Source organism: Streptomyces sp. NPDC028635, from assembly GCF_040637635.1.
GTDB lineage: Bacteria > Actinomycetota > Actinomycetes > Streptomycetales > Streptomycetaceae > Streptomyces.
Genome location: NZ_JBEZWX010000043.1, coordinates 42,682 through 58,349, shown reverse-complemented (window position 1 = coordinate 58,349; position 15,668 = coordinate 42,682). Strand labels below are relative to the sequence as shown.

The window sequence follows — 15,668 nt, the reverse complement described above, 5'->3', positions numbered from 1 at the left end:
GGGGCACATCACCCTCGCTGGGGTGCGGCGCCGGTGCCGCTCGCCGGACGGGCGAGCGGCTTCGTGGGGCTCCCTCGCGCGGGCGCCGTGCCGCGGCGATGGCGAGAGGGGGCCGTCAGATGAACATGAAGAACAGGATCAAAATGACCACGGCACCTATGAGCCACCAGACCCAGACGTGCCGGTGCCCGGTCTCCGGGCGGTCTTCCGGCCCGCCGCCGCGCGGCCGGTCTTCCTCCAGCGCGGGGTTGTCGGGACGGTCCTTGGAGTAGAAGTCGTCTCCGCTTGCCATACGCTCATCACTCCTTCCCTCGCCAGGTGCCCGGGTACCCACCGGCCCACGAATCCCACGTCACGCGCCACCGAGCCGTGCGGCACTCCTGGACCGGTCTCATCCGGGTCCCGGTCGCCTGAGCGGCGCTCGACAGTCTCCGGGCCGCAGGGCTCGGTCCGTCAGGTTCGGGGCGGGACCCAGTTCTCGGTGAACCGATGGCGGTGCAGTCCGGCAGCGCTGAACTCGTCCTCACCGCGGCTCCGCGTCACTCCGAGGTGCCGGAGGGCCTGCGAGATGGGGCTGATGGTCGGAGAGTCCGACGCGTCCAGCGGACCCCACGCCGGCGCCCCGGCCGCCCACACGGCGGCGCGCTCCTCCCCGACGCCGCCGAAGAACTCGGCCTGGACACAGCCGACCGGTCCTGCGACGGACCACCGGGCGAGCCCCGTCGACCGGGCTGCCTCGTCTCAGTCCGCCTCGTCCTCCAGGAAGGCGACCTCCGTGATGCCCTCGCGGTGGGACAGGCGGGGTACCAGCTCTTCGCGGGTGCCGTTGCCGGTCAGTTCCAGCAGGACTCCCACCTGGGCGGGTGCCGTCTGGGTCGGCAGGGAGGCCGCCGTGCGCAGGCCCGCCACATGGAAGCCGGCCCCGGTGCACTCGCTGACGATGTCGCGCAGCAGTCCGCGGCCGTCGAGATAGCTGATGCGCAGCAGTACCGTCTCCGTCGGGGACCTGGGCAGCCACCGGGCGAGGACCGGGAAGACGAACGCCACCACGAGGTACGCCACCGTCACCGCGCACGCCAGCACGAGCAGCCCCGCGCCCGCGGCCGCGCCGATCGAGGCCGCGAGCCAGACGCTCGCCGCGGTCGTCAGGCCCCGCACCGCGTCCCGGCGGACGAAGATCAGTCCGCCACCGATGAACCCGATGCCGGACACGATCTGCGCGGCCACACGGGACGGGTCCAGGGCGACGCCGGGCCGGCCGAGCATGTCCGCGAAGCCGTACTTCGACACCAGCATGAACAGCGCCGCGCCCAGTCCCACCAGCACATGCGTGCGCAGGCCGGCCGACTTGCGCCGGTACTCGCGTTCGAGGCCGATGACCGCGCACAGTCCGAACGCCGCCGACAGATAGGCCAGCGACAACCCGTCCTGGTTCATCGCGCCACCGCCTTCCCCGGGACGGAACGGCCCCGGCAGGGGGAAACGGGGTGGCGAGCGCTCGGCAGGCGTTCCGTGCGTGTCATGTCTCCTCTTCCGGGCGCGACGCACGCGAGGCCCGCCCCGGAGTCACCGGTGTACGTCCCCGCCGCCCCGCCCTCCTGTGCTCGTCCGGCGTGGGTCTCCACGGAGTGTGGTACCCGGGCCGCCGGGCCCTCATCGGTCGATGGGGTACGTGTGTCAGGAGCACAGGAACGCTGACGAAGGTGTGCCGGCCGGATGACCAACCGTATCTGTACCGTCGGGCACTCGACGCGCGGCTTCGACGAGGTGGTGGAGATGCTGCGGGCGCACGACGTGACGTGCCTGGTCGACGTCCGCTCGTTCCCGTCGTCGCGGAAGCACCCGCAGTGGAATCAGGCGGCGATCGAGGAGTCCCTGCCGTCCGACATCGGATACCGCTGGATCCGCCGCCTCGGTGGCCGCCGGCACACCCCCAAGGGTGTGCCGAGCGAGAACGGCGCGTGGCGGGTCAAGGCCTTCCGCGACTACGCCGACTACATGGCCGGCGAGGAGTTCGCGGCCGGCCTCGACGAACTCCTGCGACTGGCCGGGCACGAGCGCCCGGCGATCATGTGCAGCGAGGCGGTGCCGTGGCGCTGCCACCGCCGGCTCATCACGGACGCCCTGCTGGTCGCCGGCGCGGAGGTGGAACACATCATGTCCGCGACGACGTCCAAGCCGGCCGTGCTCAACGAGCACGCGCGGGTCCGTGACGGGCACCTGGTCTACCCGCCGCCCCGGTGACGACGCACTCGGGACGCGGCGGGTCCGAGGGTGCTCCGCTCACTGCTCGGCCGCGGCGGCGCTGCGCGGGGAGTGGGCCAGGTCGTGGCCGCCGAGTGCCCGGGCGTGTTCGGCGGCGCGTGCGCGGCGGCGTGCCGGGGCGCCCCAGGCGTAGAAGAGCGCGCCGACCCCGAGGAAGAACACCAGCGGCACCACCTGACTGAGCGTGTACTGAAGGCGCTCGCCCGCGAAACTCGGCGGCAGCGAGTCGGCGGCGGAGCCCGCGGTGCCGAACCAGCCGACGCCGAAGCCCGGCCAGATCAGGACCACGACGGTGAAGGCGACCAGGCCGGTGGCGAGCACGGTGACCGCCCACAGGCCGAAGCGGCCGCCGGGCACGCTGTACGGCCGCGGAGTGTCCGGGTACTTGCGGCGCAGCACGATCAGGCTCGGGAAGGTGATGACGTAGGAGATGAAGGTGGTGCTGATGGCGAGGCCGAGTCCGGCGGCGAAGTACTTCTCGCCGTCGCCGCTGGTGAGGTTGAGGGCGACGATCAGCAGCACGGAGGCGAGGACGGAGGAGAGCACGTTGACGCGGACCGGGGTGCCGTGGCGCTCGGAGACCTTGCCCAGCCAGGCGGGTCCCGCCCCGTCCGCGCAGGCCACCGCCTGCGCCCGGTGGGCGCCCATCGCCCAGGTGACGCCGCTGGTGAGCAGGCCGATGATGAGCCCGGCCGCCGCAATGCCGCCGAGCACCGAGCCGGCGCCGGTCAGGACCACGGTGCCGTCGGCGGCGACATGGCCGCCGTAGACCGTGAAGACCGCCTTGCAGGCGTCGATGAAACCGGCGAGGCTGCCGATCTCCTTGGCCGGGAGCACGAAGAGGATGCCGAGGATGGGGCCGCCGTACAGGACCAGCGAGGCGAAGCCGGAACGCAGGATGGACAGGGGGATGTCCCGCTTGGGGTTGGTCATCTCCTCGGCGGCGGAGCTGGGGAGTTCGAAGCCGACGTAGTTGAAGATGAGGACGGGCACCAGGGCGACGAAACCGGCGTAGGTGGGGCTGAACTCGCCGGCGGGGAGGGCGTGCACGCCGTGCTCGGCGGCGTAGACGACGACCGAGACGAGGAAGAAGCCGAGCAGGACGATCCGGGCCACGGCGCCGGCGGTGGGCACCCACTTGCCGACCCGCACGGACTGGATGACGGCGAGGGCGCCGAGCCAGATGAAGGCGAGCCCGGCCGCGTACTTCCACAGTCCCGGCAGCGGAGTGAAGAACTCCTCCCAGGTGGTCAGGGCGATGATGCACAGGCTGCCGCCGAGCCACACCGGGTTGGAGAGCCAGTAGAGGACCTGGTTGAGGCCGGCGACGAGCCGTCCGAAGGCGAGCCGGGTCCAGACGTAGGGGCCGCCCTGGACGGGGAAGGCCGAGCCGAGTTCCGCCACCAGCAGCCCGTAGGGCAGGAAGAAGGCGAGCGCGAGTACGGCCATCCAGGTCAGTCCCTGCGGGCCCTGCGCCGCCACCGAGCCGATGGTGTCGAGACCGACGAGCGTGCAGATCAGGAAGAAGAGCACGTCCAGGCGGCGCAGGTCCTTGTGGAGGTGGGAGCGCTGCTCGCTCCACCCTTCGGACAGGTCGGGGGTGCTCGGGCCGGGGTTCGGGGTCGCTTGGGTCACGTGCACGGCTCCTGGGGGACGTGGCGGTGTGGGTGGGACCGTTGGGGGTGCGGACGACCGGGGCCAACTGACTGAATGACCAGTTAGTAGTGGGCGACTGTGGCGCGCGCCGCACGGGTCCGTCAAGAGAGCGGGAGCAGGTTTCCCCGCATCGAGGAGGACCGCTGGGCCGCGGGGTGCGCCGCGGGCACGGCCGGGCGCCGTCGCGGGAGGGCAGGGCTGAGCGGCGGCACGGCGAGGGCCGCGCCGCCGGTCTTCCGTGGGTGAGCTACGCGGTCGTCGTGGCGCGGCCGTAGATCTGCTTGCCCAGCCACTGTCCGCCGTCGAGCGTCAGGCACTCGCCGGTCAGATAGGACGCGCGGTCGCCGAGCAGGAAGAGCGCCGCGTCCGCGACCTCCTCGACGCTCGCGAACCGGCCCGCGGGGACGGAGGAGAGGACGTCGGCACGCGCCTCGGGTGTCGCCCAGAGCGCGGCACCGGCCCCGTCGGTCTCCGTCGGTCCGGGCGCGATGCAGTTCAGCCTGATCCCGAGCGGGGCCAGTTCGACGGCGAGGGTGCGGCTCATCGCGAGGACCCCGGCCTTGGCGGCGGCGGAGTGCACGGTGCCCGGGTGGCCGTGCCAGGCATATGTGGCGATCACCGAGAGGATCGAGCCCGCGCTTCCCGCCTCGCGCAGGTGGCGGGCCACGGCGCGGGTGCAGTAGTAGGAGCCGTTGAGGACGATGTCCACGACCGCGCGCCAGCCGTTGGGGCTGAGGTCGATGCCGGGCGTGACGAAGTTGCCGGCGGCGTTGTTCACCAGCCCGTCCAGGCGCCCGTACCGGTCGACCGCGGCCGCCACCAATGCGTCCACGGCCTGCGGGTCGCGTACGTCGGTGGGGACGGCGAGCGCGCTGCCGCCGGCCTTCTCGATCAGGGCCACGGTCTCGTCGAGGCGTTCGGGGGTGCGTCCGGCGACGACGGGCCGGGCTCCCGCCTCGGCGAGCGCCAGGGCGATCGCGCGGCCGATGCCGCTGCCGCCGCCGGTGACCAGGTAGGTGCGGCCGGTGAACTCCGCGGTGTCGCGGGACGTCATGTGCGGGGCCTTTCGGTCGGGGCGAGGACCGCGTGCGCGTCCAGGGCGAGGGCGCCGCCCGGGTGGACGAGCAGCGGGTTGACTTCCAGCTCGGCGAGCTCGGGATGCTCGACCGCGGCCCGGGCGAGGGCGCACAGCGCCCGCGCCGCCGCGTCCACGTCGACGGGCGGGGCGCCGCGCCAGCCCGCGAGCAGCGGCGCGTGGCGCAGCGAGCGCAGCAGGTCGCGGGCGTGCTCGGGGGTGAGCGGCGCGAGGGCGAGCACGACGTCGCCGAGGAGTTCGGCGCGTACGCCGCCGATGCCGGCCATGAGGACCGGGCCGAACGCCGGGTCGCGCCGTACTCCGGCGATGAGTTCGACCGCGTGGGGCTCGGTGACCATCGCCTCGACGGCGTAGTGGCCGGCGCCGGTCGTGGCGCGCATCGCGGTGAAGGCGGCGCGCACGGCGTGCTCGTCGGTGAGCGAGAGCGCCACGCCGCCCGCCTCCGTCTTGTGCGCGAGGCCCATGGCCTTGAGGACGACCGGGTGCCCGATGCGGCGGGCGGCGCGCACGGCGTCGGCCGCGCTGCGCACGAACTCGGCGTCGGGAAAGGCCAGTCCATAGCGGCGCAGCAGCTCACGGGTGGTGCGGTAGCCGCCGTCGGACACCGGCGGCGCGGCCGGCGGCGGCTGTGGCGGTGCCGGGGGCGCCGGGGGTGTCGTACGGAGGTGTTCGGTGGCCGCGAGGGCGGCGGCGGCGTGCTCGATGCGTTCGTAGACGGGGATGCCGCGGCCGCGCAGGACGGTGAGGGCGGCCGTGTCCCGGGCCATGGTGTGGACCAGGAGGGTGCGCCCGGACTGCTCGGCGGCTTCGGCGAGTTGGGCGGCCACGGCGCATTCGTGCCGCTCCTGCGCGGGGTTGGCGGAGGCGTAGTCGCCGAAGTAGCCGGTCAGGACGACGGCTTCGGCCTCGCCGGAGGACAGCAGGGTCCGGGCGATACGGGCGTAGGCCGTGAGGTCCGCCTCGCCCGCACCGGCCAGGTCGACGGGGTTGCCACACCCGGCACCGGGGGGCAGCTGTGCGGCGAGCGCGGCGCGGGTGGGCTCGGACAGGGGCGGTACGTCCAGGCCGCGGGCGGCGAAGGCGTCGGCGGCCAGGGCGCCTTGCCCGCCGCTGTCACCGACGACGGCCACGCGGGCGCGGCGCGTGCCCGGCGTGTCCTGCGCGGCGGGCGTGCGCTGTGCGCCGGGCGTGCTCTGTGCGCCGGGCGCTCGGGGTGCGGTGCCGGCGCGCCGACGTGTGCCCACACCCGCACCGGCACCGGCACCGGCACCGGCACCGGCCAGCAGGCACACGGCCGTGTCCACGACCTCGCCCGCCGACTCCAGCAGCAGCGCACCGGCGTCGCGGCACACCGCCTCCACCGTCGCGCGGGCGGTGACCAGGGCACCGGTGTGGGAGGCCGCGGCCCGTCCGGAGGCCTCGCTGCGGCCCACGGTGAGCAGCAGCACCGGCTTGCCCGCGGCGTGCGCGGCGGTGAGCGCGCGTGCCAGGCGCCGGCCGTCGCGGAAGTCCTCGACGTACGCGGCGATGGCCTTGGTCGGCTCGTGGTCGACGAGGGCTTCCAGGGCGTCCGTGGCGTCGATGTCCCGCTGGTTGCCGAGGGAGACGAAGCGGGAGAAGCCCTGCCCTGCGCGGGCCAGCAGACGGCCGATCTCCAGGGCGAGGTTGCCGCTCTGCGAGACCAGCCCGACCTGGCCTGCCGGGAAGTCTCCCCAGCTCAGGCGTAGTTCGGCCGCGGTGTCGACGACCCCCATGCAGTTCGGCCCGAGCAGGCGCGCGCCGTGCCCGGTCACCAGCCGTGCCAGCGCGCGCTCCTCGTCGGCGCCGGCGCCGCCCGAGGTGATGACGGTGAAACAGCGCGCGCCGGCGGCCAGTCCGTCGCTGACGACGCCGCGCACCTGGGGCGCGGGCACCGCCACCACGACGTGCTCGACCGCGTCCGGGAGCGCGGCCAGGTCCGGCAGGAACGGTGTCCCGTCCAGGGTGCCGCCCCGCCGGTTGACCAGGTGCACCGTGCGGCGGTGGCGGCCGGTCAGCGCACCCGAGGCGAGCCAGTACCCCCACTTCGCCGGGTTGTCGGAGGCACCGACGACGGCCACCGACCGCGGGTCGAAGAGCGGGGCGAGCCCGCCGGGGCGGGTGGCCCGCTCGATGTCCGCGGCCGTCAACGGAAGACTCCGAAGCGCTCGGTGATGACCGGCAGCCGGTCGGCGGCGAGAGCGTGTGCGGCGGCGCGGGGTGTGCAGCCCTCGGCCTCGGCCCGGGCCAGGAGCTGGTCGACCAGGGCCCGCATCGAGCGCCGGGTGTGGGCGAACGCCTCGTCGGCGTCGGCCCCGATGTCGCCGAACAGCGTCCACCACCACCAGGCGTTGGTACCGGAGTTGACGGCCACGTCGGGCAGCACCGTGACGCCGCGGGCGGCCAGCAGTTCCTCCGCCTCCGGCAGCACGGGCATGTTGGCGGCCTCGACGATCCAGCGGGCGGTGACGCCGGCCTGGTTGGTGGTGTCGACGGCGTAGGAGACGGCGGCCGGGACCAGCACCTCGGCGTCGGCGGTCAGCCAGGCGCCGGGCGGCAGTTCCCGGTCCTCGGGGCGCAGCGCGGCGCGGTCCACGCTGCCGTGGCCGTCGCGGGCGGCGAGCAGCGCCTCGACGTCGAGTCCGTCCGGGTTGGCGATGGTGCCCTTGATGTCGGCGACCGCGACGACGCGCAGCCCGGCGCGGGCCAGGAAGCGGGCGGTGGCGCCGCCCATGGTGCCCAGGCCCTGGACCGAGACCCGGGTGCCCTCGTGCGGGACGCCGGCGCGGTCCAGCGCGGTCAGTACCGATTCGGCCACCCCGCAGCCGCCGACGAGTTCGTCCAGGCCGATCCCGTCGACGTCGATGGCGAAGGCGTCCGCGAGCCGCTCGCGGGCGGCCTCCTCGTCGTCGAGGAGGGGGTAGACCGCCTGGATGGAGGAGACGAGTCCGGCTTCGGCGGCGGCCCGGTCGACGAGGTCCTGGGTGAGGCCGAGGTCCTCGCCGGTGGTCCAGAACTGCTCGATGTAGGGGCGTACGGCGCGCAGGTAGCGGACCAGGACGCCGTGGGCGGCGGGGTCGCGCGGGTCGCAGTCGATGCCGCCCTTGGCGCCGCCGAGCGGGATGTAGCGGCCCTGGGGGTTGTAGTGCAGCGCCTCCTTCATCGTCATGCCGCGGGCCAGGCCCGTGACCTCCTCCAAGGTGCATCCGGGGCGCATGCGCAGGCCGCCGCTGGAGACGCCGCGCACCAGCCGGTCGATGACGAGGAACCCCTGACGGCCGGTCTCGTGGTCGGTCCAGGTGAGGGAGACCAGCGGCGCGGGCGCGTCCGTTCCCGGCCGCTGCGGTCCGCTCGCCGAAGGTGTGGCGGCGGTCGGCGAGGTGGTGGGGGGCGTGGTCATCGCGAGGGCTCCTCGGGGACGGTGATGAGGGTGGGGCCGGGGGTGCGCAAGGCGTGGCGCAGCGCGTCCGCGAGCGCGCCGGGTGTGCCGGCGCGCACGCCGTGGCCGCCGTAGGCGCGGGCCAGGGCGGGCAGGTCGACGGGCGGCAGGTCGACCGCGACGGGGCGGTCGCCGCGCCCGAGCATCTCGTCGCGGATCTCGCCGTAACCGCCGTTGTCGAAGACGACGACGGGCAGGGGCAGTCCGAGCTGTACCGCGGTGGCGAGTTCCTGGACGGAGAACTGCAGGCCGCCGTCGCCGCTGAGCGCGACGACCGCCCGGCCGGGGTCGGCGGTCTTGGCGCCGATGGCCGCGGGCAGGGCGTAGCCGAGGGTGCCGAAGCCCGTCGGGTGCAGATAGCGGCCCCGTGGGCCGACGGGCAGGTGCGGGAGGGCGCCGTAGTAACAGCACTGGGCGCTGTCCGAGGTCAGCACCGCGTCGTCGGGGAGCACCGACCGGATCGCCGCGAGATACGGCAGCAGATGCGCGTCCCGGGTGTGCGTCTCCGCGTCCCGTTCGGCGCGCAGCGCGGCGACCGAGCGGTGGGCGGCGTCGCTGTCCGCGCTCGGCGTCTCGTGGGAGGGCGGCTTCGGGGTGCACGCGCGCGGGTTGCCGTCGGTGTCCGGCTTCGGGGTGCCGGCGTCCGGCCCGAGGACGGTCAGCAGCGCGCGCAGGGTGGCTCGGGCGTCTCCGACCAGCGGGATGTCAGCAGGCAGGGCGGCGTACATCTGCGCGGGGTCGATGTCCGCGCGGATGAGGGTGCCGCGCAGGGCGGGCGGGGCGTCCCACAGGTCGGATTCGGCGAGTTCGGTGCCGACGGCGAGGACCACGTCGCGCCCCTCCAGCCACCGCCGTACGGCGCGGCTGTGCAGGGACACGCCGAGCGACAGCGGGTGGGTCTCCGCGACGACGCCCTTGCCGTTGGCCGTGGTCGCCACGGGCGCGCCCAACGCCATGGCGAGCCGTAGGCATTCGGCGGCCGCCGCGCGTGCGCCGCCGCCCAGGACGAGCGCCGGGCGGGCGGCCCCGCGCAGGGCCTCGGCGGCTGCCGCGAGGGCGCCTGCGGCGGGCTTGGCCGGCTCGGCCGGCGGGGCGGCCCTGACCGGGCCCGCCGGCTCCGCCGTGGTGAGCAGGTCCAGCGGCACCTCGATGTGCACCGGCCGCGGTCGCTGCGTACGGAAGAGGGTGAAAGCGCGGGCGACGGCGGCGCCGATCTCGTCCACCGAGGAGACGCGGTGGCTGAAGGCGGCGACGCCGCGCAGTGCCTCGGTCTGGCTGCGCATCTCGTGCAGCAGTCCGGTCGGCTGCCGGGGATGGCGCAGTGGCATGCCGGGCGAGACGACGAGCAGCGGCACGCTGTCGGAGTACGCCTGGCCGACGGCCGCCGCGATGTTCAGCAGGGCGGGTCCGGTGGTGGTGAGGGCCACGCCGGGGTTCCGGCTGACACGTGCGTAGGCGTCGGCGGCGTAGCCCGCGCCCTGTTCGTGGCGGGGGTTGACGTGGTCGATGCCGTAGCCGGACAAGTGCCGGTAGATCTCCAGGTTGTGGGTGCCGGGGATGCCGAACGCCCGGGTCACGCCGTGCGCGGCGAGGGCCCGCACGAGGGCCTCACCGCCGGTGAGCGAAGCCCCGGAAGCACGCCTGCACCCGGCCTCGGCCGCGGCGGGGTCAGCGGTCGCGGTCGCTGTGGTCACGGACGTCATCACAGGCTCCGCGAGATGACCAGGCGCATGATGTCGGAGGTGCCCTCCTCGATCTCCTCCAGTTTGGCGTCCCGCATCCACTGTTCCACGGGGTACTCGCGCGAGTAGCCCCAGCCGCCCAGGGTCTGCACGGCCGCCCAGGTGCAGTAGGCGGCGGTCTCGGAGGCGGTGAGCTTGGCCATCGCCGCCTCGGCGGTGGCGTCCAGACCGGCGTCCAGCCGCTTGGCGGCGCGCCAGGTCATCAGGCGAGCCTGCTCGATACGCGTGCGCATGTCCGCGAGCCGGAAGGCGACCGCCTGGTGTTCGACGATCGGCTTGCCGAACTGCACACGGCTCTTGGCGTAGTCACGGGCGTACTCGTACGCGGCGCGGGCGACGCCGGTGGCGGCCGCGCCGAGCACGGCGCGGGAGATGTCGAAGGTGCGCATCAGGCCGTGGAAGCCCCGTCCCTCCTCCCCCAGCCGGTCCGCCTCGGGGACGAAGACGTCGTGGAGGAAGATCTCCCGGCAGACGATGGCCCTCTGGCCCATCTTGCGCATCGGCTCGCCGAACTCCATCCCGTCCGTGCCCTTGCGCAGCAGGAACGCGGTCACGCCGCGGGAGCGCTGCGCCGGGTCGGTCTTCGCGAAGACGACGTAGCTCTCGGCCTCGCCCGCGTTGGAGATCCACGCCTTCTGGCCGTTCAGGCGGTAGCCGCCGGCGGTGCGGGTGGCGGTGGTGGTGATGGAGGCGGCGTCGGAGCCGGCGCCGGGCTCGGTGGTCGCCAGCGACGTCATGGGGGTGTCGGGGCCGGCGAGCGGCGTGAGCCAGGTGCGCTTCTGCTCCTCGGTGCCGAGTTCCAGCAGCGGGTCGGCGAAGAAGCCGTTGGAGCACAGCAGGTTGCCGATGCCGAGGTCACCGACGCACAGCTCCTCCTGCACGAGTACCTGGGTGAAGACGTCGGTGAAGCCGCCCCCGCCGTACTCGGCCGGCAGCATGAACCCGGTGATGCCGACCTTGGCGGCCTTGCGCCACAGGTCCCAGGGCGTCTCGGTGTCGGCCTCGTCCACGGCGCGGGCCCGCGGCCGGATCTCCTCGCGGGCGAAGGTGCGGGTGAGATCGATGATGTCCCGTTGTTCCTGGGTCAGTGGGACCAGCTCGGTGGGCAGCTCTGACATGACCTCTCCAGACACGAGGAAGGGGGCGTCTCGACTTCTCGACTGCTCGGGTTCTCGGGTTCTCGGCTTCGCAGCGTCTCGATGTCTCTATGTCTCGACGTCTCGACGCTTCGCGGCAGCCTTTACTGAATCGCCAGTCAGTATTCGGAGGGCGGACCACCCCTGTCAATGAGTGCGCGTACTGAATAGCGATTCAGTTCCGGATCAGTCGCCCGGGGCGGTGCGGGCGGCGAGCCGGGGTCGGCGAGGCGCCCCGTGGAAGTACTGCGGCGCCAGGCGCGCGCCGGCCACCGTCAGCAGCCAGCCGACCGCGAGCGCGCCCGCGCCGATGAGGAAGACCCCGCCGATGTGCCAGTGGGGGGCGAACGGCAGCGTCCAGGAGGTGGAGCTGTTCGCCGGGTCCCAGTCGTTCACGAGGCTCCAGGCGCCGGCCGCGAGCAGCACCACTCCCCCGATCGCGGGCAGGACGATGCGCAGCCAGAGGTCGCCGGCACCGCCTCGCCGTGCGTCGCGGTAGGCCCAGGCCGAGGTCAGACCGGTGAGGCCGTAGTAGAAGGCGATCATCAAGCCGCACGAGGACACGGCGTCGCCGATGACCTGGCCGTCGGCGAGGAGGTTCATCACGACGTAGCAGACGGCACCGGCGACCCCGATCGCGACGGTGCCGACATGCGGACTGGCGTGGCGCGGATGGGTCCTGGCGAAGACGCGCGGTACGGCACCCTGCCGGCCCATGGCGAGGAGGGTGCGCCCGAGCGAGAGCACGGTCGTCTCCGTGGAGGCGGCGGCCGAGGACAGCACCATGAGGACGAGCAGGTGCCACAGAAAGGTCCCGACCGCGCCGGTGCCGAAGACGGCCTGACCGATGGCGGAGAAGACGTCGCCGAAGTTGTCGGGGTTGCCGAGCCCGACCCCTGTCGTTCCGACCCCGGCGTAGGCGAGAGTCGCGACGGTGGCGACCAGGTACAGCGCGAGCAGCACGATCGTGGACCACACCGCCGCCCGGCCCGGGGTGCGGCGGCGGTCGGCGGTCTCCTCGTTGACGGTGACGGCCGTCTCCCAGCCCCAGTAGATGAAGAGCATCAGGACCAGGCCGCTGACGAACGCGCCGGCCGAGGGGATCTCGAACGGGTTCAGCCACGACAGGCTCGGCCGCCGGGCACCGGGGGCGCCGTGCCCGGCGTACACGCGCACCAGAGCGACCACCGAGAACACCACGAGCATGGCGAACTCCAGGAACAGCAGGGCGCGTTGGACGGCGGCGGCCACCTCGATGCCCCGGTAGCAGACGGCCGTCATGAGGACCATCCAGCCGAGCCCCACCGCGAGGACCCAGGGGCTGGACGGGTCGGAGCCGATGCCGTCCGCGCCGCAGAGGATGAAGACGTACTGCCCCGCGACCTGGGCCAGACTCGCCATCACCAGGACGAAGGAGGCGATGACGGCCCAGCCGCCCATGAAGCCGGCGCGTGGGCCGAGGACGCTGCCCGCCCAGGTGAAGATCGTGCCGCAGTCCGGATCCCGGCGGTTGAGGGCGGCGTAGCCGAAGGAGACGAAGAGGATCGGCACGAAGGCGAGCAGGACGATCACCGGCGCCTGGAAGCCGGCGTAGGCCACGATGAAGGCCAGCGTGGCGGCGAGGCTGTAGGCGGGTGCGGCCGACGCCACGGACAGGATCAGGCTGGTCGCCATCGAGAGTGCGCCGGACCGCAGGCCACTGCCCGCGTCCTCGTCGGATGTGGTGTGTGCGGTGGTTGCCATCATCGACCCCCATCCAGGGTCTCGAGCGGTGAAAGGCCGACGGTCCCGGCCGGGCCTTTCGCGACAGTGGGCCCTCACGGCGACCGGACACGCCGGTGCGCGGGCCTCCACGGGGCGCGCACCGGCCTCGGCCGAGGCGCCCGACATCATCGGAATCGCAATGCTGATTGCTCGGTCAATGTTGCGGACAGGCTCCGAGGTGTCAATGCCGTGGACGCCATGAATCGCAAGCATTGACTGACTCGTCAGTCTTGCGTCATGCTCGGCCGCCATGTGGGAAGAGACTGGAACGGACCTGATCGAGACCGAGGTCGTGGTGGTGGGAGCCGGCTACGCCGGGCTCGCCGCGGCGCTGCGGCTCGAGGACGCGGGCGTCGACTGCGCGGTCCTGGAGGCCGCCGACCGGGTGGGGGGACGCGTGCTCAGCGAGACCCGCACCGACGGGCTGACGCTGGATCACGGCGGTCAGTGGGTCGGTCCGACGCAGCGGCATCTGCTCTCGCTCGCCGCCCGCTTCGGTTGCGCGACGTTCCCCACCTGGGAGGCCGGCCGGCACATCGAGGTGTGGCACGACGGCACCCGCGTCCCCTACGCCGGGGCGGCGCCGGACGACGGTCCCGGTGTCGCGGAGTACCTCCGTGTCACCGCCCTCCTGGACGACCTCGCACGGACCGTGGACACCGCTGCCCCCTGGCGGACCCCGCGCTTCGAGGAGTTCGACGCGTGCACGGCGGATTCCTTCTTCCGGGCCCGCACCGAGGACCCCGACGCCCGGCGCCGGCTGGCCCTCACCGTCCAGGGGGTGTGGTGCGCGGAGCCGTACGAGATCTCGCTGTTGCACGTGCTGTTCTACATCGCCGCCGCCGGGGGCTACGAGCAGTTGATGGAGACGCGGGGCTGCGCCCAGGACAGCCGCTTCACGGCCGGGGCCGCCGGTCCCGCCCGCGCGGTCGCGGACCTGCTCGGTGAGCGGCTGCGGCTCGGCGAGGCGGTGACCGCGCTCCGGTACGGCGCTGGCACCGTCCGCGTGGAGACGGCGTCCACGGTGGTCGAGGCCCGCCGCGCGATCGTGGCGCTGCCGCCGCACGCGGTCCGCGCCCTCCGCTTCACACCCGGCCTTCCGGTCAGCCGGGACGGGTGGCTGGCGCACAGCCCGATGGGCCGCGTCGCCAAGGTCCACGCCGTCTACGGGACGCCGTTCTGGCGCGCCCTCGGCCTGTCCGGCACGGCCACGCTCTACGACGACGGGCCGGTCGGCGTGGTCTACGACAACTCCCCGGCCGCGGGCACCCCCGGTGTGCTCGTCGGGTTCGTGTACGGGGACCGGCTCACCCGGTGGGCCGATCTCGGACCGGAAGCACGCCGGGACGCCGTGCTGGCGAGCTTCGGCCGTGTGGTGGGGGAAGAGGCTGCACGACCGGTCGGCTACAGCGAGAAGACCTGGTCGCGGGACGCCTTCGCCCGCGGCGGATACGAGGCGTTCGCCACCCCCGGCGGCTGGACCGGCTACGGCCGGCGCGGCTGGCGGGAACCCACCGGGCCCGTGCACTGGGCGGGCACCGAGACGGCCACGGTCTGGAACGGGTACATCGACGGCGCGATATCCTCGGGCTACCGCGCCGCCGACGACGTCATCGCCTCCCTGCAGGCGGACGGCTGAAGGGACCACGCAGCATGACCGCGACTCACGGCCCGGCGGGGGACGCCGAGACCGGGGCCCCCACCCTGGCGGACCGGGCGCGGCTGGTCGTGACGTCGGCTCCGATCAGTCAGCGGGAGTTCGCCGACCGCATCGGCATGGACCCCACCGCGCTGTCCAAGGCACTGCGCGGCAGCCGCCGGCTGAAGGAGCACGAGGTCGAGGCCATCGCGCAGGTCGGCAAGGTGTCGTTGCGGTATCTGCGCACCGGAACGGGGCGGCCTCCCGTCTCGCGCGAGAGCGCCGCCGGCCCGGGCCCGCGGCGACGGGCCGACGCGCTGGACGCGGAGGCGCGCCGGGCCCAGATCCTCGAGGCCACCGCCCGCCTGATCGCCCGGCGCGGCTTCCACAAGGTGCGCGTCGCCGACATCGCCCGCGCGTGCGGCACCAGCACAGGCACCGTGCATTACCACTTCCCGACCAAGGACGACGCGCTGCGGGCCGCCCTGCTGTACTACGCCGAGCGCTTCCACACCCGTCTGGAGGCCGAGTTCCGCACGGCCGGCAGCACGGTGGAGAAGCTGCGCCGGCTGATCGAGGTGCAGTTGCCGGCCGGCGAGGAGGACGTGGAGGAGTGGTCGGTGTGGGTGCAGTCGTGGAACGAGGCCATCCTCGACCCGACCCTGCGCCCGGGGCAGAGCACCGTCTACGCCCGCTGGCGGCAGATCGTGCTCGACCTGGTGCGCGCCTGCCGACGGGAGGGGATGGCGGCGGGCGCCGACCCGGAAGCCCTGACCGGGCGTTTCACCGGCATGGTCGACGGCCTCGCGATCCAGGTCCTGGCCGGCACGGGCGGCATGTCGACGGCCCGTATGCGGGAACTGCTGCTGGACGCGTTCGAGCCGCACATCACGCTGCGCTGACGGCCCGCCCC

12 protein-coding genes are annotated in these 15,668 nt (G+C 73.7%); 3 read left to right on the top strand and 9 right to left on the bottom strand.

Features of this window, described 5'->3' with window-relative positions:
• Positions 1-115: 115 nt before the first annotated feature.
• Together AB0E88_RS30850 and AB0E88_RS30845 are read right to left on the bottom strand one after the other, a co-directional pair.
• Positions 116-292 (bottom strand): hypothetical protein, encoded by a 177-nt coding sequence (locus tag AB0E88_RS30850; RefSeq protein WP_361637504.1) that lies wholly within the window; start codon positions 290-292, stop codon positions 116-118.
• Positions 293-741: 449 nt separating this feature from the next.
• Complete coding sequence (locus AB0E88_RS30845; protein WP_361637502.1) at positions 742-1,437, bottom strand: MgtC/SapB family protein; 696 nt, start codon at positions 1,435-1,437, stop codon at positions 742-744.
• Between the two features lie 279 nt (positions 1,438-1,716).
• Between AB0E88_RS30845 and AB0E88_RS30840 the strand changes: the two genes are divergently transcribed.
• Positions 1,717-2,244, top strand: a complete 528-nt coding sequence (locus tag AB0E88_RS30840; RefSeq protein WP_361637501.1) for a DUF488 domain-containing protein — start codon at positions 1,717-1,719, stop codon at positions 2,242-2,244.
• A gap of 39 nt (positions 2,245-2,283) precedes the next feature.
• Here the strand turns inward: AB0E88_RS30840 and AB0E88_RS30835 are convergent, their stop codons facing one another.
• From AB0E88_RS30835 to AB0E88_RS30805, 7 genes are all read right to left on the bottom strand, one after another.
• Positions 2,284-3,900 carry an APC family permease gene (locus AB0E88_RS30835; RefSeq protein ID WP_361637499.1) on the bottom strand — a complete coding sequence of 539 codons (1,617 nt, stop codon included), beginning with the start codon at positions 3,898-3,900 and terminating at the stop codon, positions 2,284-2,286.
• Between the two features lie 268 nt (positions 3,901-4,168).
• On the bottom strand, positions 4,169-4,975 hold the full coding sequence (locus AB0E88_RS30830; RefSeq protein ID WP_361637497.1) for an SDR family oxidoreductase: 807 nt from the start codon (positions 4,973-4,975) through the stop codon (positions 4,169-4,171).
• On the bottom strand, positions 4,972-7,185 hold the full coding sequence (locus AB0E88_RS30825) for an acetate--CoA ligase family protein (RefSeq protein ID WP_361637495.1): 2,214 nt from the start codon (positions 7,183-7,185) through the stop codon (positions 4,972-4,974). Before AB0E88_RS30825 ends, AB0E88_RS30830 begins: the two co-directional genes overlap by 4 nt.
• Positions 7,182-8,435, bottom strand: a complete 1,254-nt coding sequence (locus AB0E88_RS30820; RefSeq protein WP_361637493.1) for a Glu/Leu/Phe/Val dehydrogenase dimerization domain-containing protein — start codon at positions 8,433-8,435, stop codon at positions 7,182-7,184. The genes AB0E88_RS30825 and AB0E88_RS30820 overlap by 4 nt, the downstream gene beginning before the upstream one ends.
• On the bottom strand, positions 8,432-10,168 hold the full coding sequence (locus AB0E88_RS30815) for a 5-guanidino-2-oxopentanoate decarboxylase (protein ID WP_361637491.1): 1,737 nt from the start codon (positions 10,166-10,168) through the stop codon (positions 8,432-8,434). The genes AB0E88_RS30820 and AB0E88_RS30815 overlap by 4 nt, the downstream gene beginning before the upstream one ends.
• 8 nt (positions 10,169-10,176) lie before the next feature.
• On the bottom strand, positions 10,177-11,334 hold the full coding sequence (locus tag AB0E88_RS30810; RefSeq protein ID WP_361637489.1) for an acyl-CoA dehydrogenase family protein: 1,158 nt from the start codon (positions 11,332-11,334) through the stop codon (positions 10,177-10,179).
• A 204-nt stretch (positions 11,335-11,538) separates the two neighbouring features.
• Positions 11,539-13,098 carry an APC family permease gene (locus AB0E88_RS30805; protein WP_361637488.1) on the bottom strand — a complete coding sequence of 520 codons (1,560 nt, stop codon included), beginning with the start codon at positions 13,096-13,098 and terminating at the stop codon, positions 11,539-11,541.
• A gap of 268 nt (positions 13,099-13,366) precedes the next feature.
• Here AB0E88_RS30805 and AB0E88_RS30800 point away from each other — a divergent pair, with 268 nt between their 5' ends.
• Positions 13,367-14,755 (top strand): NAD(P)/FAD-dependent oxidoreductase, encoded by a 1,389-nt coding sequence (locus AB0E88_RS30800; RefSeq protein WP_361637487.1) that lies wholly within the window; start codon positions 13,367-13,369, stop codon positions 14,753-14,755.
• Positions 14,756-14,769: 14 nt separating this feature from the next.
• The gene (locus tag AB0E88_RS30795) at positions 14,770-15,657 is read left to right on the top strand and encodes a TetR family transcriptional regulator C-terminal domain-containing protein (protein WP_361637486.1); all 888 of its coding nucleotides are present in this window, start codon (positions 14,770-14,772) and stop codon (positions 15,655-15,657) included.
• Positions 15,658-15,668 lie beyond the last annotated feature (11 nt).